Source organism: Streptomyces sp. NPDC101194 (genome assembly GCF_044767885.1).
Taxonomy (GTDB): Bacteria; Actinomycetota; Actinomycetes; order Streptomycetales; family Streptomycetaceae; genus Streptomyces.
This window is the reverse complement of record NZ_JBIWOS010000011.1, coordinates 177855-203303: the sequence shown is the minus strand read 5'-3', so window position 1 is coordinate 203303 and position 25449 is coordinate 177855. Positions and strand designations below refer to the sequence as shown.

General features: G+C 70.7%; 23 protein-coding genes. 9 read left to right on the top strand and 14 right to left on the bottom strand.

The window, feature by feature from the left end:
- Positions 1–156: 156 nt before the first annotated feature.
- Positions 157–783 (bottom strand): TetR/AcrR family transcriptional regulator, encoded by a 627-nt coding sequence (locus tag ACIRP2_RS32495; protein ID WP_404256609.1) that lies wholly within the window; start codon positions 781–783, stop codon positions 157–159.
- Positions 784–945: 162 nt separating this feature from the next.
- Here ACIRP2_RS32495 and ACIRP2_RS32490 point away from each other — a divergent pair, with 162 nt between their 5' ends.
- Complete coding sequence (locus ACIRP2_RS32490) at positions 946–1827, top strand: phosphatase PAP2 family protein (protein WP_404256607.1); 882 nt, start codon at positions 946–948, stop codon at positions 1825–1827.
- Positions 1824–2801 (top strand): hypothetical protein, encoded by a 978-nt coding sequence (locus ACIRP2_RS32485; RefSeq protein WP_404256605.1) that lies wholly within the window; start codon positions 1824–1826, stop codon positions 2799–2801. The genes ACIRP2_RS32490 and ACIRP2_RS32485 overlap by 4 nt, the downstream gene beginning before the upstream one ends.
- A gap of 61 nt (positions 2802–2862) precedes the next feature.
- Here the strand turns inward: ACIRP2_RS32485 and ACIRP2_RS32480 are convergent, their stop codons facing one another.
- From ACIRP2_RS32480 to ACIRP2_RS32470, 3 genes are all read right to left on the bottom strand, one after another.
- Complete coding sequence (locus ACIRP2_RS32480) at positions 2863–3549, bottom strand: hypothetical protein (RefSeq protein ID WP_404256802.1); 687 nt, start codon at positions 3547–3549, stop codon at positions 2863–2865.
- 327 nt (positions 3550–3876) lie between these two features.
- Entirely contained in the window at positions 3877–4470 is a 594-nt protein-coding gene (locus ACIRP2_RS32475; RefSeq protein ID WP_404256603.1) for a PadR family transcriptional regulator, read from the bottom strand.
- An 89-nt stretch (positions 4471–4559) separates the two neighbouring features.
- Positions 4560–6575, bottom strand: a complete 2016-nt coding sequence (locus ACIRP2_RS32470) for an FAD-dependent oxidoreductase (protein ID WP_404256601.1) — start codon at positions 6573–6575, stop codon at positions 4560–4562.
- 234 nt (positions 6576–6809) lie between these two features.
- Here ACIRP2_RS32470 and ACIRP2_RS32465 point away from each other — a divergent pair, with 234 nt between their 5' ends.
- Positions 6810–7337, top strand: coding sequence for a DoxX family protein (locus ACIRP2_RS32465; protein ID WP_404256599.1), 528 nt, complete (start codon positions 6810–6812; stop codon positions 7335–7337).
- 64 nt (positions 7338–7401) lie between these two features.
- On the opposite strand, the gene ACIRP2_RS32460 is transcribed toward ACIRP2_RS32465, so the two are convergent.
- From ACIRP2_RS32460 to ACIRP2_RS32440, 5 genes are all read right to left on the bottom strand, one after another.
- Complete coding sequence (locus ACIRP2_RS32460; protein ID WP_404256597.1) at positions 7402–9027, bottom strand: chitobiase/beta-hexosaminidase C-terminal domain-containing protein; 1626 nt, start codon at positions 9025–9027, stop codon at positions 7402–7404.
- A 266-nt stretch (positions 9028–9293) separates the two neighbouring features.
- Entirely contained in the window at positions 9294–10484 is a 1191-nt protein-coding gene (locus ACIRP2_RS32455; RefSeq protein WP_404256595.1) for a PP2C family protein-serine/threonine phosphatase, read from the bottom strand.
- A 324-nt stretch (positions 10485–10808) separates the two neighbouring features.
- Entirely contained in the window at positions 10809–11714 is a 906-nt protein-coding gene (locus ACIRP2_RS32450) for a polysaccharide deacetylase (protein WP_404256593.1), read from the bottom strand.
- Positions 11715–11731: 17 nt separating this feature from the next.
- Complete coding sequence (locus ACIRP2_RS32445) at positions 11732–12952, bottom strand: aspartate/glutamate racemase family protein (protein WP_404256591.1); 1221 nt, start codon at positions 12950–12952, stop codon at positions 11732–11734.
- Positions 12949–14298: an MFS transporter gene (locus tag ACIRP2_RS32440; RefSeq protein ID WP_404256589.1), complete on the bottom strand. Its 1350-nt coding sequence runs from the start codon at positions 14296–14298 to the stop codon at positions 12949–12951. The genes ACIRP2_RS32445 and ACIRP2_RS32440 overlap by 4 nt, the downstream gene beginning before the upstream one ends.
- A gap of 225 nt (positions 14299–14523) precedes the next feature.
- Between ACIRP2_RS32440 and ACIRP2_RS32435 the strand changes: the two genes are divergently transcribed.
- Positions 14524–15195 (top strand): GntR family transcriptional regulator, encoded by a 672-nt coding sequence (locus ACIRP2_RS32435; RefSeq protein WP_404256587.1) that lies wholly within the window; start codon positions 14524–14526, stop codon positions 15193–15195.
- Positions 15196–15408: 213 nt separating this feature from the next.
- On the opposite strand, the gene ACIRP2_RS32430 is transcribed toward ACIRP2_RS32435, so the two are convergent.
- On the bottom strand, positions 15409–16251 hold the full coding sequence (locus ACIRP2_RS32430; protein ID WP_404256585.1) for a class I SAM-dependent methyltransferase: 843 nt from the start codon (positions 16249–16251) through the stop codon (positions 15409–15411).
- Between the two features lie 168 nt (positions 16252–16419).
- Here ACIRP2_RS32430 and ACIRP2_RS32425 point away from each other — a divergent pair, with 168 nt between their 5' ends.
- Positions 16420–17040, top strand: coding sequence for a TetR/AcrR family transcriptional regulator (locus tag ACIRP2_RS32425; protein WP_404256583.1), 621 nt, complete (start codon positions 16420–16422; stop codon positions 17038–17040).
- Positions 17041–17242: 202 nt separating this feature from the next.
- Here ACIRP2_RS32425 and ACIRP2_RS32420 read toward each other — a convergent pair whose 3' ends face one another.
- On the bottom strand, positions 17243–17671 hold the full coding sequence (locus ACIRP2_RS32420) for a DUF2690 domain-containing protein (protein ID WP_404256581.1): 429 nt from the start codon (positions 17669–17671) through the stop codon (positions 17243–17245).
- 414 nt (positions 17672–18085) lie between these two features.
- On the opposite strand from ACIRP2_RS32420, the gene ACIRP2_RS32415 reads away from it, so the two are divergent.
- On the top strand, positions 18086–19279 hold the full coding sequence (locus ACIRP2_RS32415; protein WP_404256579.1) for an MFS transporter: 1194 nt from the start codon (positions 18086–18088) through the stop codon (positions 19277–19279).
- A 220-nt stretch (positions 19280–19499) separates the two neighbouring features.
- On the opposite strand, the gene ACIRP2_RS32410 is transcribed toward ACIRP2_RS32415, so the two are convergent.
- The gene (locus tag ACIRP2_RS32410) at positions 19500–19961 is read right to left on the bottom strand and encodes a pyridoxamine 5'-phosphate oxidase family protein (RefSeq protein WP_404256800.1); all 462 of its coding nucleotides are present in this window, start codon (positions 19959–19961) and stop codon (positions 19500–19502) included.
- Between the two features lie 292 nt (positions 19962–20253).
- Here ACIRP2_RS32410 and ACIRP2_RS32405 point away from each other — a divergent pair, with 292 nt between their 5' ends.
- Both ACIRP2_RS32405 and ACIRP2_RS32400 read left to right on the top strand, forming a co-directional pair.
- A complete protein-coding gene (locus ACIRP2_RS32405) occupies positions 20254–20733 on the top strand; it encodes a hypothetical protein (protein WP_404256798.1) in 480 nt (159 codons plus the stop codon).
- 26 nt (positions 20734–20759) lie between these two features.
- Entirely contained in the window at positions 20760–21410 is a 651-nt protein-coding gene (locus ACIRP2_RS32400; RefSeq protein ID WP_404256577.1) for a vitamin K epoxide reductase family protein, read from the top strand.
- Here the strand turns inward: ACIRP2_RS32400 and ACIRP2_RS32395 are convergent.
- Positions 21361–22698: a globin domain-containing protein gene (locus ACIRP2_RS32395; protein WP_404256575.1), complete on the bottom strand. Its 1338-nt coding sequence runs from the start codon at positions 22696–22698 to the stop codon at positions 21361–21363. The two genes, ACIRP2_RS32400 and ACIRP2_RS32395, sit on opposite strands and share 50 nt — an antisense overlap.
- A 265-nt stretch (positions 22699–22963) precedes the next feature.
- On the opposite strand from ACIRP2_RS32395, the gene ACIRP2_RS32390 reads away from it, so the two are divergent.
- Positions 22964–23665, top strand: coding sequence for a response regulator (locus tag ACIRP2_RS32390; protein ID WP_404256573.1), 702 nt, complete (start codon positions 22964–22966; stop codon positions 23663–23665).
- Positions 23666–23699: 34 nt separating this feature from the next.
- On the opposite strand, the gene ACIRP2_RS32385 is transcribed toward ACIRP2_RS32390, so the two are convergent.
- Positions 23700–25394, bottom strand: a complete 1695-nt coding sequence (locus ACIRP2_RS32385) for a GAF domain-containing protein (protein WP_404256796.1) — start codon at positions 25392–25394, stop codon at positions 23700–23702.
- Positions 25395–25449 lie beyond the last annotated feature (55 nt).

Sequence of the window (25449 nt, the reverse complement as noted above, 5' to 3'; positions counted from 1 at the left end):
GCGTCGGCCGGGACGGGCGGGAGGCGATGGGGAACGGGCGGCCGGTGGCTCCCGAAGGAGTCACCGGCCGCCCGGATGGTGCGCCGCCCCCGTCCCCACGGTGCGGCGCGAGCGGGTCGTCGTCATCCGCTCGGACGGCGACCCACGTCTCTGGGATCACTGGGGCGTGGGCGCGTCCAGTCCGAGTGCGGGAAGGACGGCGTTCTCCACGAAGCGGGTGAGGTAGGCCTCGTCCGCGTACTTCCCCTCCAGCAAGGGGCGGGCGCGCAGTACGCCCAGCAACTGCACGGAGACGAACTCCGCCGCCGGGGTGCCCGCCGGGATCTCGCCGCGCTCCGCGCCGCGCCGGATCATCGCCTCGATCGCGGCGATCTCCGGCAGGATCAGCGCCTCACGCAGCGCGCACAGCAGCTCGGGGTTCTGCAGTGCGGCATGGCTGAGCGCGTGCATCAGTGGGGTGTCGCGGTTCGATCCCGCGCCGATGGCCTGTGCCGCCTCGCGCAGATCCCCTGCCAGCGTGCCGGTGTCGATGTCGGGGAGCAGTACCCGCCGGGTGCCGTGGAGCGCCGCCACGACCAGTTCGGGTTTGGATCCCCACTGCCGGTAGAGCGTGGACTTGCCGCAGCGTGTCCGCGAGGCGACCCCCTCCATCGTGAGGGCCTCGTACCCGGACTCTCTCAGCATGTCGAGCACGGCCGCGTAGAACTCCTGCGCCCGCTCCGGCGTGATCTTCGAGCGGCGGGGCGTGTGTGCCGGTTCCTGCGCGGCTTCCTGCGGCGACATGTGTTTTCCCTCTCAGCGATTCTGCGACGAGGTCCATCGATACGCCAGTGTACCGAAACGCATGTGTACCGATACGTTCGCGTATCGGTACACTGGCGTATCGATATGGCGTGGGCCGAGCCCTGCCTCCGTAACACCGCTTCGTCAGCAAAGGGGCACCGGATGAGGTACGCCGGTCGCGAGCCCGCAGATCGGGAGCCGGACAGCACTGCCCGACCGCCCCTCCTCCGCGAGCTTCTTCTCGTCGTGGGACTCTTCGTGATCTACAAGCTCGGCCGGCAGGCCGCGAACGGTCACGTCGAGGAGGCGTACCGCAACGCGGGGAACGTCTGGGACTTCGAACGGTCCTTGCATCTGCCGGGCGAAGGCGCGGTGCAGAGTCTGCTGCTCCACGACGAGACGCTGATCCACCTCGCGAACACCTACTACGCGACCGTGCACTTTCCGGCCACGCTGCTGTTCCTCGTGTGGCTGTACTGGCGCCGCCCGCGCCACTACGTCTGGTCGCGCCGCATCCTCGCCGCGCTCACCGGCGCCGCCCTCGCTCTCCATCTGCTGTTCCCGCTCGCCCCGCCGCGGCTGCTGGCCGCCACAGGTCTCGTCGACACCGGCCAGGTGTACGGGCCGACGGTGTACGGAGCGACGCCGGCGACCGACTCGATGGCCAACCAGTTCGCCGCGATGCCCTCGCTGCACTTCGGCTGGGCGGTGATGGTCGCCGTGGGGCTGATCGTCGCCACCCGCAGCCGATGGCGCTGGCTGTGGCTGCTGCATCCGCTCGTCACCCTGCTGGTGATAGTCGGCACGGCCAACCACTACTGGCTCGACTCGATCGTGGTCTCCGCGCTTCTCGCGGTGGCTCTCGCCGCGCTGCCCCTGCGGCGCACGGAGCCGGTGCGGACACACGTCCCATGGCCCGCCACCACGAGTACGCCCGCGGCGATGGTCCTGCCCCGCACCGCCGATCCCGCACCGCCGACCGCGTACACCCGATCGCGGGCCCGCTCCGCGTCCTCGTACGCGTCGCACGGAGCGCGGCGATGAACGCCACCCTGATCGCCGTCGCGCTGTCCCTGGTATCCGCCGCCGCGTATGCCTCGGCCGCGGTGGCACAGGCCCGGCTCGCCGGTCGCACCGAGCCGGACGCCGGGGTCCTGGGGCTGCTCGGGCGGGGCGCCTGGTGGTCGGCGGTCGGGCTGAACGCGGGCGGCGCGCTGCTGCACGTCGCCGCACTCAAGTACGGGCCGCTCACCCTCGTCCAGCCGCTCGGCGCCCTCACCCTGGTCGCGGCCGTGCCGCTGGGTGCCAGGACCGCCGGGCGCCGGGTCACCCGGATCGAATGGCGCGGCACGATCCTGACCCTGCTCGGGCTCGGTGCCCTGCTGATCACCGCGGGCGGCACCGCTCCGCACGAAATGCTCAGCCTCCCCGAAGCGCTGGCCGTCGGGGCCGGAACCATGGCTGTCGTCGCCGGACTGAGCCGCCCGGGAGCTCGCCCCGGGCTGCGGCACGCGGCGGCCTCCGGCATCACCTCGGGAGTCGCGTCGGCACTCACCCAGACGCTGACCGTCGCCGTCACCGACCACACCGGCCCACTGCTCAGCTGGCGCCTGGTGATCGTCGCGCTTCTGGTCTCCGCGTTCGCGATGGGCGGGCTGCTGCTCTCCCAGACCGCCTACCGGGGCGGTCTGGGCGCACCACTGGCCGTCGTCACCCTCGCCAATCCGGTGGCTGCGGCGGCCATCGGCCTGGCCCTGCTCGGCGAACGCCTCCAGGGGGGCACGATCAGCCTGGTCCCGGCGCTGCTCGGAACGGCCGCGGCGGTACGGGGCGTGATTCTGCTCAGCCGTGCGCAGGCCCGGACACAGGCACAGCCTCTGGCCGTCGCCGGCCCGGCCGCGCCCGATCCCGAGCCGGCGGCGGGATCGCCGTCGCGAGTGGTGGTCGGGAGCCGGACGCCGATGGACCAGCCGGTGCTGCGCCCCGAACCGGGCCGGGCCCCGGTGGGCGGACCGTGACGCGCCGAAGTGGCTCGGCCGCCGGGGAAGTCCGGGGCCTCTCGTCCGGATCCGGCCGGGATCAGTTCTGGTTCACCGGCCAGGCCGCCGCCGGATCGCAGTGGTCCGGACAGGCGAGCAGGTAGACCTCGTTGCCGAGAAACAGCCAGTAGGTATCGGCGCTGATGCTGTAGGGCTGTTCTGGCCGGCCGGGCCGGACGGCGAACTGCATCTGTTCAGGAACCTGGCAGATGTACATCAAATCGGCGCCGCACGAGCACCGGTAGTACTCGGGATCCTGGGCCCAGGACGGCCTGCCGCCCACCTTGAACATCTGGGCTCCCAGTCCTCGCGCATCAGGGGTGTCGGCGAAGGGGCGCAGGGTCAGCGGCAGGGCGCGCACGGACGGTTCGGGCTCCGCCGCCGGCAGTGTTGCGTTGCGCTGGAGCAGCACGCGCCAGAACGGACGTGGGTAGGGCGGCTGCGGTGCATCCCAGAACCGTGGGACGAGCCGACCGTCGGCGGTCTCGGGTTCGGATGCGTCGTTGTGCATGCTGCAGTGGAAGACCGAGAGGTGATCTCCGCCGAAAGGCCCCAGGTCCGACGGTAGGTCGAGCTGGAAGAACAAGGTCATTCGAATGCCGCAGAAGCACTCCGGCCATTCCTGGGCGTCGTCGAAGAACGGCCAGCCGCCCACCGAGTTCCGCAGCGGCTGCTCCAGCGGCTCGGTTCCGATCTCGATCGCATGGGCAGGCAGCACCGCCTGCATCTTCCTCACATCAGGTTCAAGCATCCACTCAGCCTAGGGCTGCCCTGTGACAGCCGGTCGCAGGTGGGATCGTCCCGGTGTGGGTGATGGGTTCACGGCGCCGGAGCCGTGCGTCGTGGTCTCCTGGGCGGCCTGCCCGGCGGTGTGCGCCATCGTCGGTGTGCCGCCGCAGTCGGTTTCCTTCGCTCGCCTGTCGGGCGGCGTGACGGCATGGTTGTTCGCTGCCGATCGGGCGCGTGTGTCGGGGTTTGACCGTCCCGACACCCTGCTCGCCCGCCGTCTCCACGCCTTCGTGCCGGGAAGGGCGGGCGGCGGCGCGAGCCCCGCTCACTCGTCGGGACGTCCGGCGGACGGGCGGTGCCGGTCTCCATGGCCCGTCGGACCCGGCGTCCGGTCCCCGGCCGGGGTCAGTGCCCGGGTCAGCCAGCCGATCCAGAAGTTCTCCAGATCGATGCCGCCGCGCAGCACCAGATGCCGTAGCCGGTCCTCGTCGGAATTCCGCTCGGGCGGGAAGTCCCGCTTCTCGATCTCCAGGTACTCCGTCAGCTGCCGACGGTGCAGTCCCAGATGACGGCGCAGCTCCGCGTCCAGGCCGGGTGCTCCGACGACCGCGGCCGCCCGCATCCGCAGCAGCAGCGGATCACGGATCTGCTTGGGATCCTCGGAACTGGCCACCCACGCGGACAACGCCTCCCGGCCCGCAGGCAGCACCTCGTACTCCTTCTTCTGCCCACGGGCGGGCTGCTTCGACGGCAGTGCCCGGATCTGTCCCGCCTGCTCCAGCTTCCCCAGCTCGCGGTAGATCTGCTGGTGCGTGGCGGACCAGAAGTAGCCGATCGACCGGTCGAACCTGCGGGTCAGCTCCAGCCCCGACGACGGCTTTTCGAGCAGGGCGGTGAGGATCGCGTGCGGGAGTGACATGGGTGCATCCTAAGGACGGCCCGGTGGCGGCCCCATGACGGCGGGGCCCGGCCGGCGGAAGCTCCCCGGGCCAGGGGCTTCGGGATCCGTCAGAGCGAGGCCGCGAGCTCCGTGCCCTGGCGGATCGCGCGCTTCGCATCCAGCTCGGCGGCCACGTCGGCGCCGCCGATCAGATGTGCCGAACGGCCCGCGGCGACGAGCTCCTCGTACAGCTCGCGATGGGGTTCCTGGCCCGCGCAGAGCACCACCGTGTCGACCGGCAGGAGATGCTGTTCCCCGTCGACGGTGAGGTGCAGTCCGTCGTCGTCGATCCGGTCGTAGGTGGCGCCCGCGATCATCGTGACGCGGCGGTGCCGCAGCTCGGTGCGGTGGATCCACCCGGTCGTCCTGCCCAGCCCGGCACCGACCTTGCCGGTCCTGCGCTGGATCAGGTGCACGGTGCGTGGCGCCCTCGGACGTTCCGGGGCACGGAGACCGCCCCGGTCGCGGTAGTCGGTGTCGACGCCCCACTGCCGGAAGAACACCTCGGGGTCGAGGCTCGCGGCATCCCCCGAGTCGGTCAGGAACTCGGCGATGTCGAAGCCGATGCCGCCCGCCCCGATGATCGCGACCCGCTCACCGACCTGTGCCCCGTCGCGCAGGACGTCGAGATAGCCGACCACGCTGGGGTGGTCCACGCCCGGCACGTCGGGGGAGCGGGGCGTGACACCGGTGGCGAGGACGACCTCGTCGTAGCCGTCGAGGGCATCGGCCGTGACCCGCGTACCGAGCCGCAGCTCGACCTTCTCCTCCGTGAGCCGGGTACGGAAGTAGCGCAGCGTCTCGTTGAACTCCTCCTTGCCGGGAACCCTGCGCGCCACACCGAGCTGGCCGCCGATCTCCTCCGCGGCGTCGAAGAGCGTCACCCGGTGCCCGCGCTCGGCGGCCGAGACGGCGCACGCGAGACCGGCCGGCCCGGCGCCGACGACCGCCACCCGCTTGACGGTGCGCGTCGGCGACAGGATCAGCTCGGTCTCGTGGCAGGCGCGCGGGTTGACCAGGCAGGAGGTGACCCGGCCGCTGAAGACGTGGTCCAGGCACGCCTGGTTGCAGCCGATGCAGGTGTTGATCGCGTCGGAGCGGCCCTCGGCCGCCTTGACGACGAAATCGGGGTCGGCGAGGAACGGCCGGGCCATCGACACCATGTCCGCCCGTCCCGAGGCGAGGATCTCCTCGGCGACCTCGGGCGTGTTGATGCGATTGCTCGTCACCAGCGGTACGGAGACGGCGCCGCGCACCCGCTCGGTGACCCAGGCGTAGGCGCCGCGGGGCACGGATGTGGCGATGGTGGGGATCCGGGCCTCGTGCCAGCCGATCCCCGTATTGATGATGGTCGCTCCGGCCGCCTCGATCTCGCGGGCGAGCCGGACGACCTCCTCCAGGGAGGAACCACCGGGGACCAGATCCAGCATGGAGAGCCGGTAGATCAGGATGAAGTCGTTGCCGACCCGCTCACGGACCCGGCGCACGATCTCGACGGGGAACCGGATGCGGTTCTCGTACGAGCCGCCCCAGCGATCGGTGCGCCGATTGGTCGCGGTGGTGATGAACTCATTGATCAGATAGCCCTCGGAACCCATGATCTCGACACCGTCGTAGCCGGCGTGCCGCGCGAGCTCCGCGGCCCTGACGAAGTCCTCGATGGTCTCCTCGACCTCGTCGTCGTCAAGGGCGTGCGGAGTGAAGGCGCTGATCGGAGCCTGGATCGCGCTCGGTGCCACCAGTTCGGGATGGTGCGCGTACCGGCCGAAATGCAGGATCTGCATGGCGATCCGGCCGCCGGCCTCATGGACGGCGGCAGTGACCAGCGCATGCTGCTCGGCCTCCGCCTCGTCGGTCATCTTGGCACCGCCGGGGAAGGAACAGGCCCGCGCGTTCGGGGCGATACCACCGGTGACCATCAGACCCACGCCGCCCCGGGCGCGTTCCGCGTAGAAGGCGGCCATCCGCTCGAAGCCCCGCTCCACCTCCTCCAGACCGATGTGCATCGACCCCATCAGCACCCGGTTGGGGAGGGTGGTGAACCCGAGGTCGAGCGGGCTCAGCAGGTTCGGGTACGGGCTCATGCGGGGCTCCTCGCGCAGTGTCGTCGCGCCAGTTGTAGACCACCCGAACACCATTGTGCAACAAGTTGCAAAATGGTGTGCGTTACAGAGTCGCACAGGGGGGCCGTCCCCCGGACGGCGTAACACCAGGGCACATCGGTGCTCCGTGCCACCGAGAGTGGAAGCGCGGCATCCGCTGCCACGGCGTGGGGCGGGCGTCCGACCGGCTCCCCCTGAACCCCTGTGGAGGCTCCCATGGCCTGCCTCGACCGGCGTGATCTCGGCCTGCTCGTCCTGCGCGTCGGCACCGGCGCGGTACTGGCCGCGCACGGCACCCAGAAGCTGGCCGGCTGGTTCGGCGGAGGGGGCATCGAAGGAACCACCGCCGCGATGGAGGCCATGGGCTTCCATCCACCGAAGTACAGCGCGGTCGCCGCCGGGCTCGGCGAGGCGGGTGGCGGCGCGCTGCTGGCCCTCGGCCTCGGCACCCCCGCGGCGGGCGCGGCGGCGGCGGGGGCGATGGCGGGGGCCGTGGCCGTCCACGCACCCGCCGGATTCTTCGCACAGGGCGGCGGCTACGAGTACCCGGCCTTCCTCGGCTTCACCGCCGCGGCGATCGGCCTGACCGGACCCGGCCGGTACTCCGTCGACCATGTCACCCGGCACGTCTTCAACCAGCCCTGGATGGTCGCCCTCGCCTTCACGGGCAGCGCGGTCGCGGCGGCTGCGGTCGTCGGCAGGCGAGCCAGGGGCCGGGCCGCGGTCGATCCCGACGCGACCTGACCCACCCGGCAAGGACAGGGACCGGACGGCACCCCAGGGAGGGAGCCGCCCGGTCCCGGCCGCGCTACCTGCGGAACGTCAGCGACGCGGCCGGGGAGGCGTTGCCGTACGCGTCGACGGCGACGACCCGCGCCACGTACCGCCTGCCCTCGACCGCGCCCGGCACCGGGATGTCGAGGGTGTTGGGCCGGGGCATGAAGGAGAAGTCCGAGAGGACCTTGGACGAGACGACCGAGGCGCCCGTGGCCGCGTCGGTGATGTCGACGTCGTAGTGGTGCACCATCTGGTCGTCCTCGGCCTGTGCGATCCTCAGCGCGGTGCCGCCCTTGGCGTCCCGCACCCGGGACAGCGGCCGATCGGTGGTGAACTCCGGCGCCACCGTGTTGCGTTCGGCGTCCGTGTACCGGAAGTTGTCCTTGATCTGCTGGTTCGTCGAGCCCTTGAGGCGCACGGTCCAGGTGGCGCCGCTCAGGGTGCCCGCGCTGGCGTACGGCGGCTGCCAGTTCGCCGACCACTGGCCACCGGTGTAGATGTCGTGCTTGTCCGCGGCCATGTTCACCCGCGCGATCTCCGTACGGTCCTTGTAGACCTCCACGAAAAGTGCCTGCGCGGTCGGCGACTCGAAGCGGTTGGCGAGGCCGTCCTCGGTGACCATCTGGTAGCCGTGATCGATCTCGACGTAGGACATCGAGCCGTCGTTGACCGAGGTGAAGTCGCGCTGATGGATGGATCGGTCGTCGTTGATGTTCAGGTGCGAGTGGCCCGAGAAGAGGACGGCCTGCGGGAAGGCGCTCAGATCCTCCGCGAGCCGCGGGTTGGCAGCCTGCTGTCCGTCCATGGTCGTCCCGGTGGTGGGGCGGTGCCCCTGGACCAGGACGGGCTTGCCCGCGTAGCCCGGGTCGGCGGTGATCGCCGCGAGCCGCTGCTTCAGCCAGGTGCGCTGCGCGGTGTCGGAGTTGTACGTCTCGGTGTTGACCGTGAGGATGTGCAGGCCCTTCACCTCCGACTCGTAGGAGCCGCCGCCCGAGTCGGGGAACCACGCCTCGGGGTATCCGGACCGTATCGCCGCGAGGCTCGCGTCGTGGTTGCCGTTGGAGATCAGCAGCCGGGTGTCGGTCATGCCCTTGCGCGCGAGGTTGGCCTGGAAGATCTCGGAGACGATCCTGTGGTCGGGGCCCTTGCCGTCGCCGTTGTCGTTGATCATGTCGCCGTTGGACAGGATCGCGTCCGGCTGCGGGAAGATCGATCCGATGGTGTCGAAGAAGCTCTCGTACTTCTTGTCGGCGCTCGCGTGGCTGCCGACATGTACATCGGACATGACCACGAGGCGGGCGAGCGGCTTCTCCCGGGATTTGATCAGATAGCCGTAGGACACCGGGACGCTGCTCTGCTTGCCGCGGAAGGCCACGGCCGTGACGTTGGTGTCCTTCTTGATCCGCAGCGGACGGCCGGGGGAGTAGACGCGACTGTCGCGGGTCGGGGTCGTGCCGTCCAGCGTGTAGCGGACGGTGGTCCCGCGCTCGGCCCGGAACTTCAGCTCCACCGCATGCTCGTACCGTCCGCCCGGGACGCTGACGCCGGGCGCGGCAGGGGTGGCGGGGGCGTCGGTGCCGGGGGACTGGGCTTGCGCGGCGGTCGGGGAGATGAGGGCGACGGACGTTGCGGCGATCACGAGAGGGGTGAGTCTCACGGGGGTCCCTGTTCTCTGGCCCGGGACATACGGTCCGGGATTTCTGGTCCAGCCATGTAACGAGTTCATAACCGGTCTGAACCAAAGACGCTAGGTGGCGTGCGCCAGGCCATGGTGGGGTCCGATCGACTCCCCGGTGAAGCGATCATGAATGTCTGGTTGGCGCGGCTCGGTCCCGTGCGCGATGTGCGGAGACCCGTGGCGGACGGATGTGGTCCCCGGGACGGGGGGTGTCCCCGGTCACCGCGCGTGCCGGGCCGTACCGGTCAACGCCGTGGGCCGGTCGTTCCTCGGCCCTGATGGGAGGCGTCGGGGCGGTCGGTCCTTGCGGGACGGCGTTTGTGACGCGGCATGGTGGGGTCGCGACGGAGCGCGACGAGCGCGGCGTCGTCGCCCAGACGCCCGCCGACGTGGGCGAGGAGGTCGTGTCGCAGATGGTTCAGGAGCGCCTCCGGGGAACTCTCCGTCCATCGGGCGGCCCGTTCCTCGAACGGGTAGAAGTCCCCGCCCCGGTCACGCGCCTCGGTGACGCCGTCGGTGTAGAGGAGGAGGGTGTCGCCGTCCTCGAAGGGGAACGCGTCCGCGGCGTAGCCGGCCGGACCGCGGTACCCGACCCCCAGCGGGGGTGCCGGGTGCAGACTCGGCATGCCGACGGAACGCCCGGGACTCAGGAGCAGGGGCGCGGGGTGCCCGCAGCTGGTCATGCGGACGACGCGGTCCTCGTCGGGGATCTCCAGGAGCAGCGTGGTGACGAAGCACTCCCCGGTCACCTCCCGGGGCTCGAAGTCGTCCTCGTAGCGCGCGACGCTCCGTTCGAGGGCGGCGGCGAGTTCGGGCAGGCCGACGTGCTGGTGGGCGGCCTCGCGGAAGGCGCCGAGCAGGAGGGCGGCTTCTCCGACGGCGGCCAGGCCCTTGCCCCTCACGTCCCCGATCATCACCCGCGTTGCACCCCTGGTCCGCGTGGCCGCGTACAGGTCTCCGCCGATCAGGGTCTCGTCCTCCGCGGCCAGGTACAGCGAGGCGACCCGCAAGGGGCCGATCCGGTCCGGGAGCGGCCACAGCAGGACCCGCTGCGCGGCTTCGGCCACCGACCGCACGCGCGCCAGCTCCCGGCCGCGCCGCTCGCGTATCAGCGCGAAGAGCACGGTCAGCGCCGAGAGCAGAGCGAGAGCGACGATCTGCACCACCATGCTCCGGGAGGACAGCACCCCGATGTGCCGGCCGATGTAGGCCTGGGCCGCCACCGCCAGGAGGCCGACGCCTCCGGTCGGGAGCACACCGGCGAACGAGGCGGTGAGCGCCGGCGCGATGACCAGCAGCGGTCCCAGACGGATGTCCTGCGGCGCGAGGATGTCCACCACGGTGATCACGACGATGAGCGTGACGGGAATCGCCAGCAGCACATGGATCGGACGCCATGGTTCTCGCAGATCCGTAAACCGTTCGGTGAGGCCCACGTCTCCACAGTGCACTGCCCCCGGATCGCGCACGACCCGGCCGGAGGACTTTGCCGGGACCGGGTCGCACCGCCGGAGCTGTCGTTCGGCGCCCGCACGGCGGCGCCGGACTTCGGCGTCGAACCGCGTCACCCGGCCCCGGCAGTGTGTGGGAATCGGCGCCGCCCCGCTGCCGCGCCGCGTCGACGAGCTCCGTCGCGGTGTGTGACGGGCGCGGCATCGAACGTCACAGCGGTATCGGCATCCGGGCGACGAGGCGCGCCGAAAGCGGCGTGGCCCCCTCTTCGAGGCGGCCGGAGAAGGGGCACCGGATGCCGCCGTACCTCAGCGCATGTCGGCCGGCCGCTCCTCTCCCTCGAACGGGAAGCGGCGGCGGAAGTCGTCCGCCGCGTCCTCCAGCGTCACGAACGACACGCCCTCGTGCCCGGAGACGTAGTCGATGAACCGCTCCAGCATCAGCAGGACCTGCGGGCGCCCGGAGACGTCCGGGTGCAGCGTCACGGGGATCACCGCGTAGTCCAGCTCCCGGTGCACCCAGTCGAACTGGTCCTTCCAGTCCTGCTCCAGGGCGCGCGGCGAGACATAGCCGTGGCTGTTGTGGGCGTGCTTGTTGAACATCATCGGGGGCAGGTCGTCGACGTACCAGTTGCCGCAGAACTCGACCAGGTCGACCTCGCGACCGTGGACGAGGGGCTTCATCCAGTCCTTCGCCTCGCCGGAGTAGTCGATCTTCGTCCAGGAGTCGCCGACCCGGGCGTAGAAGGGGGTGAAATCGCGGTAGTTCTGCGAATGGTCGTAGCTGAAGCCGTACTTGTGCAACAGTGCGGCCGTCGACTGCGACATCTCCCACCACGGCGCGACGTACCCCTTGGGCCGGCGCCCGGTGAACTGCTCGATCAGCTCGACCGACTTGGCGAGGACATCCTCCTCCTGCTGCGGGGACATCGCGATGGGATTCTCGTGCGAGTACCCGTGCGCACCGATCTCGTGCCCCGCATCGACGATCATCCGGGTCTGCTCGGGGAACGTCTCGATGGAGTGGCCGGGGACGAACCAGCTGGTGCGGATCCCGCGGCGCTCGAAGAGCTTGAGCAGACGCGGCGTGCCGATCTCACCGGCGAAGACGCCGCGTTGAATGTCGTTGGGGGAGTCCTCACCGCCGTAGCTGCCGAGCCAGCCGGCTACCGCGTCGACATCGACACCGAGGGCTATCCGGATGTCCTTGGGCATGGGGGCGTTTCTCCTCTTCAGTGGGATGTTCCGGTGAACCGGCCGATGACGGCGGAGAGCCGGCTCGCCGCCGCGGTGGCGTGCGCGACGTCCGCGTCGCTCCAGGACCGTTCGCTCAGGCTGTGCACGGAGATCCAGCCGGTGAGGGCGTCGTCGCCCGGCGCCGGTACGGGAACGAGCACCTGGCCCCGCACGCCGTACACCTCGATCAGTGCCTGCGGTGGACGCGGCTCGGCGGTGAAGCACGGCTGGACGAGAGGGCGGCGGTGCTGCGCCAGCCACCGGACGGTGTCGAGACGCCTCTGGTCGAGGGAGGCGTCGCGGCGGATGGGGCGGACGCCGGGGCCGCAGGCCTCGCCCGCCGTGAGATCCACGTGCAGTCCGAGCGCGGGCAGGTCGACGCGGAAGGTGGTGCGGTCCGCCCCGGTCGCCGTCAGCAACGTCTCCAGCGTCTCCTGGATCCTGGCCCGCGGGCTTCCCGTGTGCAGCAGCGTGCCACGGCCCGGCAGTGCGGCGGTGGCGCCCGCGAGATCCAGGGCCTTCCACAGGGTGGCCGTCACGGAGTCGAACACCGGGATGCCCAGGCGCTGTTCGAGACGGGGGGCCTCGAAAGCGCCGTGCACGTTGGTGCAGACGACGGCGACGGCGTGCACGGCGCCGTCCACCGCAGTCACCGCCGCTTCCTCGATCTGACGGGCGACATCGGCGGCCGGGATCCGCGCGAACGCCTCGTTGTCGTCCTCGCCGAACGGCTCGGCGAGGAAGCACTCCAGGCCGGCCTCCTTCGCATACGTCTCCGTGATCCGCTCGCACACGTCCCGCGTGTAGGGCAGCGCGAGCCCGAGGCGTGTCACCCCGTACGCGGCGCAGGCGTCCAGCAGGGCAAGCGTCGAAGTGGTGGCGGGAACGCCGGTCGCGGTGGTGATCGCCTCGGCCAGCGCGCGGTCCCGGGCCGGCCCGAGCCAGGAGCCGGATGTGCCGTTCCAGGCGATGACATCGACCTCGGCGTCGGCGAGTTGACGGGCCGCGGCCAGCATCGGACCGGTATCGAACTGGGAGTCGCTTCCGGCGTCGAGCGCGATCCGGATGACGGGGACGCGGGCGAAGTGGGCCGTGAAGCGGGTGGTGTCGGTGCCGAGCAGGCCGTAGGTCACCGGTTCCAGGCAGGTGTTGGACGACGGGGTGAGCATGCCGAGTCGTATCGGACGTGTGCGCTCGGTCAGGGACTGGTCGATCATCGGACGGCAAGCCTCCGGGAGTAGTCGATGACAAGGGACGAAGCGGTGAACAGGGCCCCGGCGCCGACGAAGTACAGCAGAGCCCAGGTGTAGGAGCCGGTCCCGCCGACGATGAAGCCGACCGCGATCGGTGTGACGATGCCGGCGATGTTGCCGGAGAGGTTCATGGCGGCGCCCACCACGCCGGCGTTGCTGCGCCCGCCCAGAACGGAGGGGAGCATCCAGTACAGGCCGGCCCAGCGCAGGAAGAACAGCACGACCGACAGCAGGAGTACGGCCGTCAGTGCGTCGGGTACGAGGACGACCCCGAGCAGGCCCGCGACGACGGCCGCACCGGCGACGCCCATCATGGTGCGCATGACCGTGTTGGCGTGGACGCCCCGTGCCCGCCAGCGGTCGGCGAGCCAGCCACCGAACAGCTCGCCGACGAAACCGGCGCCGAAGATGACCAGCGTCGACCAGCCGATGGTCTTGATGTCGAAGCCCTTGGTCTCGGAGAGATAGAGCGGTCCCCAGGTCAGCACGCCGTAGAAGACGCCGTTGAACCCCATCCAGCCCAGGCACATCCCCCAGAACGACCGGTACTTGAGGTAGGCGACCAGCCGGGCCGGCTCGTCGGCGACCGGGCTTGCCGCATCCTCCTCGGCGTGTGCGCGCTCGATGTGGGCGAGTTCGGCGGCATTGACGGAGCGGTGCGCGCGCGGGGTGTCGCGCAGGTACCGGAGGGCGAACAGGCCGACGCCGACCGTCACCGCTCCCGCGACGACGAAACTGACGCGCCAACTGCCCGTCCAGGTGATCAGTCCCGAGATCGCGATGCCGCCGAGCGCCGAACCCAGCGGCGCCCCGCCGTCCATCAGAACGGCGCCGCGGCCGCGCTCCCGTGCGGGCAGCCACTGTGCGTTGAGCTTGCCGCCGGCCGGCATCACCGGTGCTTCGACCACACCGAGCAGCAGTCGGTAACCGAGCAGTGAGCCGACCCCGGTGGAGGCGGCGGTGAGAGAGGTGGCGAGCCCCCAGCCGACGCAGGCACCCCCCGCCATCCGGCGCGGTCCGAACCGGTCGATGAGCTTGCCCGCCGGTATCTGCATCAACGCATAGGTCCAGAAGAACGCGCTGAGCACGAACCCGGTGACCTCCTTGGACAGTTGCAGGTCCTCGGTGATCAGCGGCAGTGCCACGGAGACGGAACCGCGGTCGATGTAGTTCAGCGCGACGATGCCGAGAAGAAGGACGAAGACCTTCCAACGTGTGCGTGTGGGACGTGGACCGGGGTCCGTCCTGCTGGGCTGCGGACCGGTTCTCGTCGAGCGGGCGGTCTCGGGCGGAGGCGGGGACGACGGCATGGCGGGACCCTCGATTCGGCTGGCGATGACGGATGCAGGGGCTGACGTCGAGCTGAGGACCGTGCGTTGGCAGGGGCGCGTGAACGCAGGCGTCGACAGATGCGCGAGCCCCTGACGTGCCCCTTACTCGTTATGGCATACCAAAGAATGAGTACGGGGCGGCCTCGCGTCAAGGGTTTGGTATACCGTGAGGACTTCTTTGCAGGTGGGACACGGGGGCGACACGTGATAGAGCGAGAGGCGGCACCGGCGAACGGCGGCGGCGCATGGCTGCGTGACCAGGTGTGCGAGGGAATCCGCGACAGGATCATCGCGGGGCGGCTCAAGCCCGGCGACAGACTGGTGGAGCGCGAGGTCGCGGAGGAGTTCGGCGTCTCGCGCATTCCCGTACGCGAGGCGATCCGGGTCCTGCTCAGCGAAGGTTTCCTGCAGGCGCTGTCGCCTCGCCGCATCGTCGTGCGTGAACTGTCGCATCAGGACGTGCTCGACCTCTTCGACCTGCGCGAGGCACTCGAGGTGCTGGCTGCCCGCCGGGCGGCCGAGCGCGCGCTGCCCGCGCAGGTTCAGCGCCTGGAGCGGCTGTTGGAGAGCGCCCGCAAAGCCACCAGGTCGGGCCGGGCCGACCGGATCTCCCGCTCCAACACGGCCTTTCATCATCACATCGTCGAGATCGCCGGCAACGACCTGCTCGCCTCGGCACTCGAACCCCTGGAGGGCCGGATGCGCTGGCTCTTCCAGCAGATCGACGACCCGCATTCGGTGTGGGAGGAGCACCGCGCCCTGTACGAGGCCATCGCCGCCTCCGACACGGAGGCGGCGGCCCGGCTGGCGCTGGCGCACGTGCGCCACTATCGCGCCGTGGCACTCGCTCTGCTCTTCGACGAGCCCGGCCCCTGACGGGGCGCCCCCGCGCGGCAGTTCGGCCCGCTCGGCGCGCGTCCCGGGAACCGGTGGTCGCCGCTCGGACGACGGCAACGGAGTCATGTGCGGTCGCTCGGCGCCGGTTTCACGGACGCGAACAGCTGCCTGGAGCGATGACCGCCCTCGGCCCACCCCTTGCCGAAGGCGTCACGTGCCGTCGCGTTCGGGTCCGCCGCCGCGCGGGTCCGGTCAGGCCGGGCGGTCGGCGGTGACGAGCCAGGCGGTGCTGCGCATGCGCACCGCTCCGTCCCTCTCGTACGTGCGCAGGATGTCGGTGAGTTTCCGGCGGGCGCGGGTCCGGGCGGCTTCGTCGACCTGGCTCGTCAGATGACGTCCGGGGCCCGAGCCCAGCAGGAAGTCGGCCGCGTCCTGTCCGTCGAGGCCCCAAGTCCCGTACGCCTCCACACGTACCGCGTCGATGTGCTCGAATCCGGCGGCCGCCAGCACCCCGCGGGTGCTGTCCGGGGCGGCGAGGGAGAACATGCCGGGGCTGCCGGGTGCGCCGAAGCCCCCGATGGGCAGGATGTCGTGCAACTCCGCGAGGGCCCGCAGCCATTCGTTGGCCTCGGCCTCGGCGGTGCAGACGAACGCCAGGCGGCCGCCGGGGCGCAGCGCGCGACCGATGTTGGCGAAGGCGCCGACGGGGTCGGCGAAGAACATCACTCCGAACCGACTGATCGCGACGTCGTACGCGTGGGACGCGAAGTCGTGGACCTGGACGTCGGCCTGCTCGAAGCTCACGTTGGCCAAGCCCTCGCGCCGGGCACTCTCGCGGGCCCGGGCCAGCATCGGCGCCGACAGGTCGAACCCCGAGGCCCTGCCGTGACGTGCGTGGCGGCCGGCCAGCCGCGTCGAGGAGCCGGCCCCGCAGCCGATGTCGAGAACCCGGTCGCGGTCCGCGATCGAGGCGGCGGCGATCAACGGTTGGTCGAAGCCCCCGTTCACGGCATCCCAACGTTCCTGGTTCCGGGCCCAGTGGTCTCCTTCGTGACCGTTCCAGGCCTGCGCCTGTGCGGTGTTGACGACGCGCATGTGACTACCCCCTGTTGGACATGGCTCCTGCCGCGGCGCGGCCCCTGCCGGGCACGCAGCCCGCGGACTAGAATGGGCGCTCGCCCAAACGGTATGGGCGAATGCCCATACTGGCAATCCCCTTGTCGGCTGCGGGGTGCGCCGCGGATTCGTACCAGGAGAGGACCCATGTCACCGCGCGGAGTAGCGATTCCCGATGTCCGCGAGCGGCTCTTCGACGCCGCGGTGCGGATCCTGGCCGGTGAGGGCCCGGCCGCGTTGACCAGCAGAGCCATCACCACCGAGGCGGGCTGCGCCAAGGGCATGCTGCACAAGCACTTCGACGGCTTGGACGAATTCGTCGCCGAGCTGGTCCTGGACCGGTTCGCGCGCGGCGCACGACAGGCCGCGGGACTCCACGGACGGGCCGGCCTGGCCACCATCGCCGAGAACCTCGGCTCGGTCGCGCTCGCACTGCTCGATTCCCTGGACCCCACGGTCGCCGGCCTGGCCATGACGCGCCCAGCCACCTCCCTGCGCATTCGTGAGGCGATGGCGGCGGGCGCACCGGGCTTCGCGGCGATCCAGGACTCGATCACCGACTATCTGCACGCCGAGATCCGACTCGGCAGACTCGGGGCCTCCATCGATGCCCCTTCGATCGCGCTCGCCCTGGTCGGCACCATCCACCATCTCCTGATGACGAGTTGGGACGGCGCACCGGACCGCCGCGACCGGGCGGAGCGACTCGTCGCCCTGCTGGTCGGTGAGGCCCGCGGTGGGGGCGTGGCCCTCGACGGGCAGTCGTGACCTGCTTCCGCACGGTCTCCCGCGTGGGTGTCGGCTGTGCTCACGAAGCCCTGACGGCGCCGAAGCGCCCCGTGCCAAGGACTTTGACACACGGTCGGATCGGGCTGCGGCGACGGGCGTCGCGGATGTGCCGACAAGGCCGGTCGCCCCGCGGAGCTCGTGTCTCCGTTCCGCGGGGCGCCGCCGGGCCGTCAGTTCGTTTCTAGAACCACCGGCCGCATTCCCACTGCTTGTCGACGTCCTGGATGCAGGCCCGGTAGGCGTTGCCCGTCCCGACCATCGCGGTGTAGGTCTCCGCATTCCGGGAGGGATTGCCGTGGTACGACTTCCCTCCCTTGATCTCGATCTTGAAGAGCCAGCCGTGGTCGGCCTTGTCCGCCCTGGCCCACGCCGCGCTGCACCGGTTGGAGACCCGCAGCCGGACGGTGGGGCCGCCGCCCGGTGCCCTGACGGCGCTCTTGGGCAGGTCGTGCGCGTCCGTACCGCACCCCTGCGTCTGCGGGTTCTTCCCGGTGCAGGCATTTCCCTTGCAGTGGGACGCAGCCTCAGCGGGTGCGTGGGCTGCCGCAACGCACAGCGTGGCGGCAACAAGGGCCGCGGCGGCGCAGGAGAGTGAACGGCGGAGCTTCATACAGTTTCCTTCCGTAGGGTCCGACCGGTGATCCGTCGATTCCTGGATAACGTGGCGGTCGGCACCGGATGGCGGTTCCCCGGGTCGATCACCGGAAAGAGTGGCCGGGCCGGGCGCGGGTCCGGGCAGCGCCGGTGCCGAGGTTGCCGACGACCGGCCCGACGGGCCGGGACGAAGTCGACGTGAACCGAGCGGTGGACGCGGATGTCGGCGTCTTCTCCGAGGCCCGCGTCACCGGTGACCGGCCGAGGCGTCGTCCACGAACAGGCCGGGCCGGCGACCCTCCGTCCCCAGCCGCGCAAGACGGCAGGCCGCACGGCGACGAACCGCAGCGGCGCGATCGTGTGTAGGTTGAGCTCGGCCGGGTCGTGGGGGACGGCGCGGGCGTGACGGGCGAGAACAGGAAGAGGCCGTATGGTCACGGCGCAACCGGCTCGATGGCACAGGCCGGCGGTGCTCGCGGCCCTGATGCTGGCCGCCTTCACCTTCAACACCGCGGAGAACCTGCCGATCGGCCTCCTGGAACTCATCGCCGACGACCTGCGGGTGTCCCTGTCGGCGGTCGGATACCTGGTCACCGGTTACGGTGTGACGGTCGCCGTGACGTCCCTGCCACTGGCCCACGTCACGCGGACCATGCCCCGACGTCATGTCCTCACGGGACTGCTGGCCGCGCTCATCACGTCCAGTCTGGTCGCGGCGCTGGCCACCTCCTACTGGCTGCTGCTCGCGGCACGGCTGCTGACCGCGCTCGCGCAGGCGCTGTTCTGGGCCGTGATGGGGCCGGTCGCGGTGGGACTGTTCCAGCCCGAGGTCCGGGGGCGGGTCGTCGGAGCGCTGTCCGTCGCCGGTTCGCTCGCTCTCGTGCTCGGCATTCCCGCCGGGACCTGGCTGGGGCAGCAGAGCGACTGGCCGGTGCCCATCGCGGTACTGGCCGGTCTCGGGCTCGTCTCCCTCGTGACGATCGCCACCCTGCTGCCGACCTCCCGTCCGGAAGAGGGGCATGCCGCCTACGGCGCGCGTCCCGACGCCCGCCGGTTCGGGACGGTGCTGACAGCAGGGGCCCTGTCCGCCGCCGGGGCGTTCGCGGGGTACACCTACATCGTGAAGTTCCTGGGCGATGTGAGCGGATTCTCCCAGAACGCGGTCAGCGCCCTGTTCGTGGCTTTCGGCGCTGCGTGTCTGGCCGGGGTGAGCATGACCGGGGTGCTGCTGGACCGCTTCCCGCAATCCACGCTGACCACTGCCGTGGCCGCACAGGCGGTGGGCATGCTCGGTCTGTACGCGACCGGCGCCGATCCGTCGTCGGCGGTGGTGTTCCTGGTGCTGATGGGCGGTGCGCTCGGGCCGGTGTTCATGGCCACCCAGAACGAGATGCTGCGCTGCGCACCGGGCCGCACGGATATCGCGCTCGCGGCCAACTCCGGTGCCTACAACGCCGGTATCGCGGCGGGCGCCGCTCTCGGGGGACTGGTCCTGCCGCTTGCCGACGTGCGCGGCACCTTCCTCGCGGGCGGGCTGCTGACCGTCGTGGCCTGCGCGGTGCTGCTGGGTGAGCGGATGCTGCCAGGGGGTGTCGTCCCAAAGCCGTGCCCGGATGAGGGGTGATGCGGGTGTGACGATGGCCTCTTCGTGTTCGATGGTCCTGCCGTAGCGGGTGGCGAAGCCGCCGCCGCACGGACTTTCCTGTGTTGATGCCGCGTCAGGACCTGACAGGCCGACGATGCGGATCCCGGTCGAGGCCGGCGGTCGTCCGGTTCCGGGCCGATGTCGTTGGCCGACGCCTGAGTTGACGAATGATCAGACACCGTGCTTTCTGTGTGTCGTGTCAGACGGTCAGCCGGATTCCGGTGATCAGATGCGGACGGATGCGTACCGCGCAGTTCATCACCGGGCCCGACCAGGGGCGGAGCAGCCGCTGGTAGCGCGTCAGCGCGTGTGGATCGGAGACCGGGCGGCAGTAGCCCGTGACGACGACACTCCAGCCCAGATGGGTCAGCGCATCGATGTCGTCGGCCTGGTAGGCGACCACGACTCCCCGATCGCCGTGGTCGCGGGCCTGGGCGTACAGATCCGAGTCCTCATGGGTCAGGATGACGATCCGCCCGTGGTCCAGCAGATGGTTCACCGGCCGGATGGCGGGCAGCGCACGCTGGGTGAAGACGATTCGCCCGAGCGACGTCCCGCCGAGCAGGCCCAGTGCCTGGGCGCCCGTCAATTCGATCGTGCGGCGTGGCCCGGTGGCCGCCGAACCCGGGAACGGCGCCGTGTTCTCCGGCGGTGCGGTCACAGCCGTGCGCGCGGACGGCTGGGGCGCCTGATGGCATGAGTGGCTCACGGGGCTGCCTCGTCTCCTGGTCTGCTCACCTGCCGCACGAGTACATCGTGCGGCGTAGTCCCCACGCCAGGGCCGAACGGCCCCAGGGCCGAACGGCCCTAGCGGCGCCGGACCTCCGATGGGTTCACTGCGGTGCATCGCTTGCTGCGCGTGCGGGTCCGGCAGCGGCACCCGGGCCGGGCCGGGCCGTGGCGCGGCGTGCGAGATCGTTCGGACGGCGCTGTGCGCGCAGGAGGGAAACGTGGTGATCGCAGTTGTCGGGCACAGAGACCTCAGCAACAGGACCCTGGAGCTGGTGGAAGCTGAACTGAGGGCGCGGCTGGACCGCTTGGCGGAAGGTGCGGCCGCCCTGGTGCGGGTCGGGGCGGGGCTGCCGCTGGTGTTCGGGCGGGCCGCCCGCGAGGCCGGGCGGAAGCTGACGGTGCTGCTGCCGGCCCAGGGCGTCGTTCCCGCCGTGCTGCCCGAACGGGACCGGTCGGCCGCGGGCGAACTGCTGGTTCTGGCCGAACACGTACGGCTGCTGGCTTTCGATCCGGCCGACCGCAACGCGTGTGTCAGCGCCGATGAACGTCTGGTGGAGACGTGCCGGACGGTGCTCGCCGTGTGGGACGGATCGCCGTCGGACGGCCGGGACGCCACCGCCCATCTGGTCGCCTTCGCGCGTGCGCGAGGAATCCGGGTGGAGGTCGTCTGGCCGGAGGGTTCTGTACGGGGGCGGACATGAAACTGTCGGAACGTGGGACCGGGTTGATGACGGAAGGTCCCGATACCGACGACCGGGAGTGCGCCGGTGCGTCCGGGACGGGCGCCGACCAGGAGTGCGCCGGGGCGAGGCGGGGGTTCGGGTGGCTGTTGGTGATCACCGCCGCGCTCGGGCTGCTCGGCTCGTTCGTCATCACGATCGACAAGTTCGAACTGCTCGCCGACCCCGGCTTCGTGCCCGCCTGCTCGCTGAGCCCCGTGGTGTCCTGCACGAATGTGATGCGCAGCGAGCAGGCGTCGGTGTTCGGCTTCCCCAACCCGCTCATCGGGCTGGTCGCCTTCGGGGTGGTGATGGGCGCCGGTGCGGGCCTGCTCGCGGGCGCACGCTACAGGCGCTGGTACTGGGTGGGGCTGAATCTCGGCATGCTGTTCGGCGTCGGTTTCTGCATGTGGCTGATGACGCAGGCGTTGTACGAGATCGGCGCCCTCTGCCTGTGGTGCGTGCTCGTGTGGGTGGTCACCATCTTCATGTTCTGGCACACCACGGTGCACAATCTGCGCCACGGTGTCCTGCCCGCCCCACGCGCCCTGGTGGCGGCGGTGCTGGAGTTCCCGCTCGTGGTGCCGGTGACCTGGTGCCTGGCCATCGTCACGCTGATAGCAACCCGGTTCTGGTCGTACTGGCAGACGTTTCTGTGACCGCCACGATGCCGGTGGTCTCGTGATGGATGTGCGCGGCCGGTACTCCGGCGGCGACGAGCCGTTCGGCGACGGCCCGCGCCGGCTCCGTCGTGGAGGCCTCGGGGGCCAGGGCCAGAAAGGCGTGCTGACGGGCGGCGGCCCCGGGACGCGGGGGCAGTACGTCGTTCAGGGCCCGCAGTCCGGCAGCCGCGAAGCGGGCATCCGCCGCATCGGCCGTGATGACGGTCAGCCAGGGGCGTCCGCGTCGGAACGCCTCCAGATACGCAGCGTCGTACATCCCTTCGGCCGGCACCCCCTCCTCCGGCGCGGCGGGACCCAGCAGCAGCCGTACCCGGTGCGCACGGGACCGGTCGGCGTCGATCCGCTGGAGCAGCGCCTTCATCGGAGCCCAGCCCGTGCCGGAGGCGATCAGCAGCAGGTCCGCGGACGGAGTGTGATCGGGCAGCGCCAGCGCGCCGCGCGGGGCGCTGAGACGGACGACGCCGCCCTCCCGCGTACCGTGCACCAGCGCATCGCTCACCCCGCCGGCGCCCCGGGCCCGTACATGGAACTCCAGCTCACCGTCCGGATGCGGCGCGCGGGCCAGATAGTAGGGACGCCATGCCTGTTCCAGCAGCGGCGACTCCAGGGACGCGTACTGCCCGGCCTCGCATGCGTAGGGCTGATGGGGCCGTACCCGCAGCACCGCGAGACCGGGCGTGCGGAGTTCGTGCGAGGTCACGGTCGCCTCCCAGCTGGGCGGTTCGGCGATCGCCTCGTCGGCGCCCCTGACCATCGCCGTGACCGCGAGCCGCAGCATCCGCACCCAGGCGTGCTCCAGCGCGCTGGTCCACCGGGCGCCCGCGCGTACGCGCAGCGCCTCGACCAACGCCGCCTCGAAGGCCTGGAAATGCGCGGGGCGCACACCGAGCTTGCGATGGTCGCGCCCCAACTGCTCGAAGACGCCGATCATTTCGTCCGCGCGGTGCAGATTGCCGATCAGGTGGCGGAAGATGCCCACGAGATGGACCTGCTGGAACGCCATCGACTCGGGGAACAACGACCGCAGATACGGATGCCGCTCGAACAGCAGCCGGTACAGTTCGGCGATCAGCTCCTCCAAGGGACTCACCAGCGGCAGGGAGTCACTGATCAGCAGCTGGTCGGCCGTTCCGTCGTACGCCTGCGGGGCCTTGGTCCTCCACGGCTCGGGACGGGTGTCGGACGGGGCCAGGATGCGTCGTCGCAGCCGCATCGCGTCGTGACGTGCGAGCAGTGCGTGGTAGTCCTCGCTCGAAGTGTTCATGGGCCGGTGACTCCTCGGTGCAGCGCAGTGGGGTGGCCGGGAACGGGAGATGTCCGTGGTGCCCGGACGATCTTGGCGGCGTCAGTATGGCACCGCGTCCGGCCCGCTGACCGGCCCTGGCCACAGGGCCTTTCGGCCCTGTTCAACCACTGTTTGCCATGCTGTGGCACCCCGGCGGGAACGGGCCTTTGGACGGGCACATACTGGTTCCGGCCCTCTCCCCGAACCGATCGAGCATGATGTGAACGAGTCCGCGAAGTCCCCCTTGAGCACGACCCCGTCGCAGTCCGCGGCCCCCGTACGCGTCTTCATCCTCGACGACCACGAGGTCGTACGGCGCGGTGTGCGCGATCTGCTGGAGGCCGAGGACGGCATCGAGGTCGTCGGCGAGGCGTCCGACGCCCGGGAGGCGCTGGCCCGCGTACCGGCCAGCAGACCGCAGGTCGCCGTGCTGGACGTACGCCTCGGCGACGACCGGGGCGGTGACCACGCCGGCATCGAGGTATGCCGGGAACTGCGTGCGCTGATGCCGGAACTCGCCTGCCTGATGCTGACATCGTTCGACGACGACGAGGCGCTCTTCGACGCCATCATGGCGGGCGCTGCGGGGTACGTGCTGAAGCAGATCAACGGAGCCGATCTGATCGCCGCCGTACGCACGGTCGCGTCGGGCACCTCGATGCTCGATCCGCGGACGACCGCCCGCGTGATGGCACGGCTGCGGGGCACCGAACGAACCCCTGCCGAGACGTCGCAGGCATCGGAGCTGGACGGACTCACGCCCAGAGAGAGGCAGATCCTGGATCTCATCGGCGAGGGCCTCACCAACCGTGAGATCGCGGAACGTCTCTTCCTGGCCGAGAAGACGGTCAAGAACCGCATCTCCTCGATCCTCGCCAAACTGGGCGTGGGCCGCCGGATCCAGGCGGCGATGCTCGTCGGCCGGATCAAGGACCGGCAGGGCTGACACCGTCCCCGGGGAGCCGACGGGCACTCGGGCGTCAGTCGTGGAGCGGCACGCGCCAGATGATCCGGGTGCCGCCGTCCGCCGGCCGTTCGACGGCCAGTGTGCCGCCGCACAGCTCCGCCCGCGTACGCATGTTGGCCAGCCCCCCGAGGCGCCCGGGCGCCGGCTCGTCGGCATCGACCGCTGCCCCTGCCTCGGGCGCGGTCGTGACACCGTCCGGGATTCCGATGCCGTTGTCGGTGACGGTCAGGGTCACCTCGTCGTCGGCGGACAGCACGATTCCGATACGAGTGGCACGCGCATGGCGAGAGGCGTTGGACACCGCCTCCGCGGCGACCGCGACCACGTGTTCGGCCAGTTCGTCCGGCACCGTGGTGTCCACGGGCCCGTCGATCCGCACCGAGGGCCGGAAACCGAGGGCGTGTGCCGCCGTACGAGCAGTCTCCGTCATCCGGTGCCGCAGGCCGCCACGGTCCGAACCGTCCGCCGTCCGCAGATCGAAGATGGTGGACCGGATGATCCGGATCGTGGTGTCCAGATCATCCACCGCCCGGCTCACCCGCTCGGCCGCGTCCGGCCGGTCCGCGATGGCACGCGTGGTGCTCTGGAGAGTCATCCCGGTCGCGAAGAGGCGCTGGATCGCCAGATCGTGCAGATCGCGGGCGATCCGGTCCCGGTCGTGCATGACGGCGAGTTCCTCGGACTCGGCTCGTCGACGGGCCAGTTCAAGAGCGATGGCCGCCTGATCGGCGAAGCCCGAGACGAGTGCGATCTCGGTGTCGTCGAACGGTGGACGGTCCACCGGCCTACCCAGGCGCAGTACGCCCCTTGCTCCCGTGTCGACCCGCAGAGGCACCGTCACCACCGGACCCAGACCCTCCTCGGCACCGTTGCCGAACGGGTGGGCCCTGGGATCGGTACGGACATCGGCGCAGTGCACCGGTGTCCCGGTACGGGCGGCGAGTCCGGCCAGTGATCCCCACGCGGGAACGGACAGTCCCGTCACGCGTTCGGCGTCCATGCCGTGGGCGACGGCGACGGTGAGACGTGCCTCGGCCCCGGAGTCCTCCGACGACGCGGTGAGGGCCACCGGGTGCGTCGGCAGCAGGATCGCGGCCCGGTCGGCCCCCGCCACCTCCATCGCCCGCTCGGCGATCAGATGCAGCACCTCGTCGGCGTCCGTCCCCGAGAGCAGCGTGCGGGTGATCTCACCCAGTGCCTCCAGACGCCGCTCGCGGCGACGGCTCTCGTCGTACATGCGGGCGTTGTCGATGGCGACCCCGGCCGCGATCGACAAGGTGGTCAGCACCGCCTCGTCGTCGGCGTCGAAGCTCACCCCGCCCTGCTTCTCGGTGAGGTAGAGGTTGCCGAACACCTCGTCGCGAACGCGCACCGGCACTCCGAGGAAGGTGCGCATCGGGGGGTGATGGGGCGGAAAACCGAAGCTGCGCGGATGGCTGCTCAGATCGGTGAGCCGCAGCGGCTGTGGGTGATGGATCAGCTCACCGAGGATTCCGCGCCCGCACGGCGTCTGGCCGATCACGGCGGCGAGCTGCTCCGATATGCCGACCGGAAGGAACTCCAGCAGCTTCTGCCCGTCCCCGACGATGCCGAGCGCTCCGTACTGCGCGTCGGTCAGGGTCACCGCGGCTTCCACGATCCCGCGGAGCACCTCGGGCAGTTCCAGGCCCCGCCCCAGACTCATCACGGCGTCCAGCAGACTGCGCATCCTGTCCGGCCGGCTGGGCTTGGGCCAGGTCGCCGGGACGGGGCAGGAGGCACCG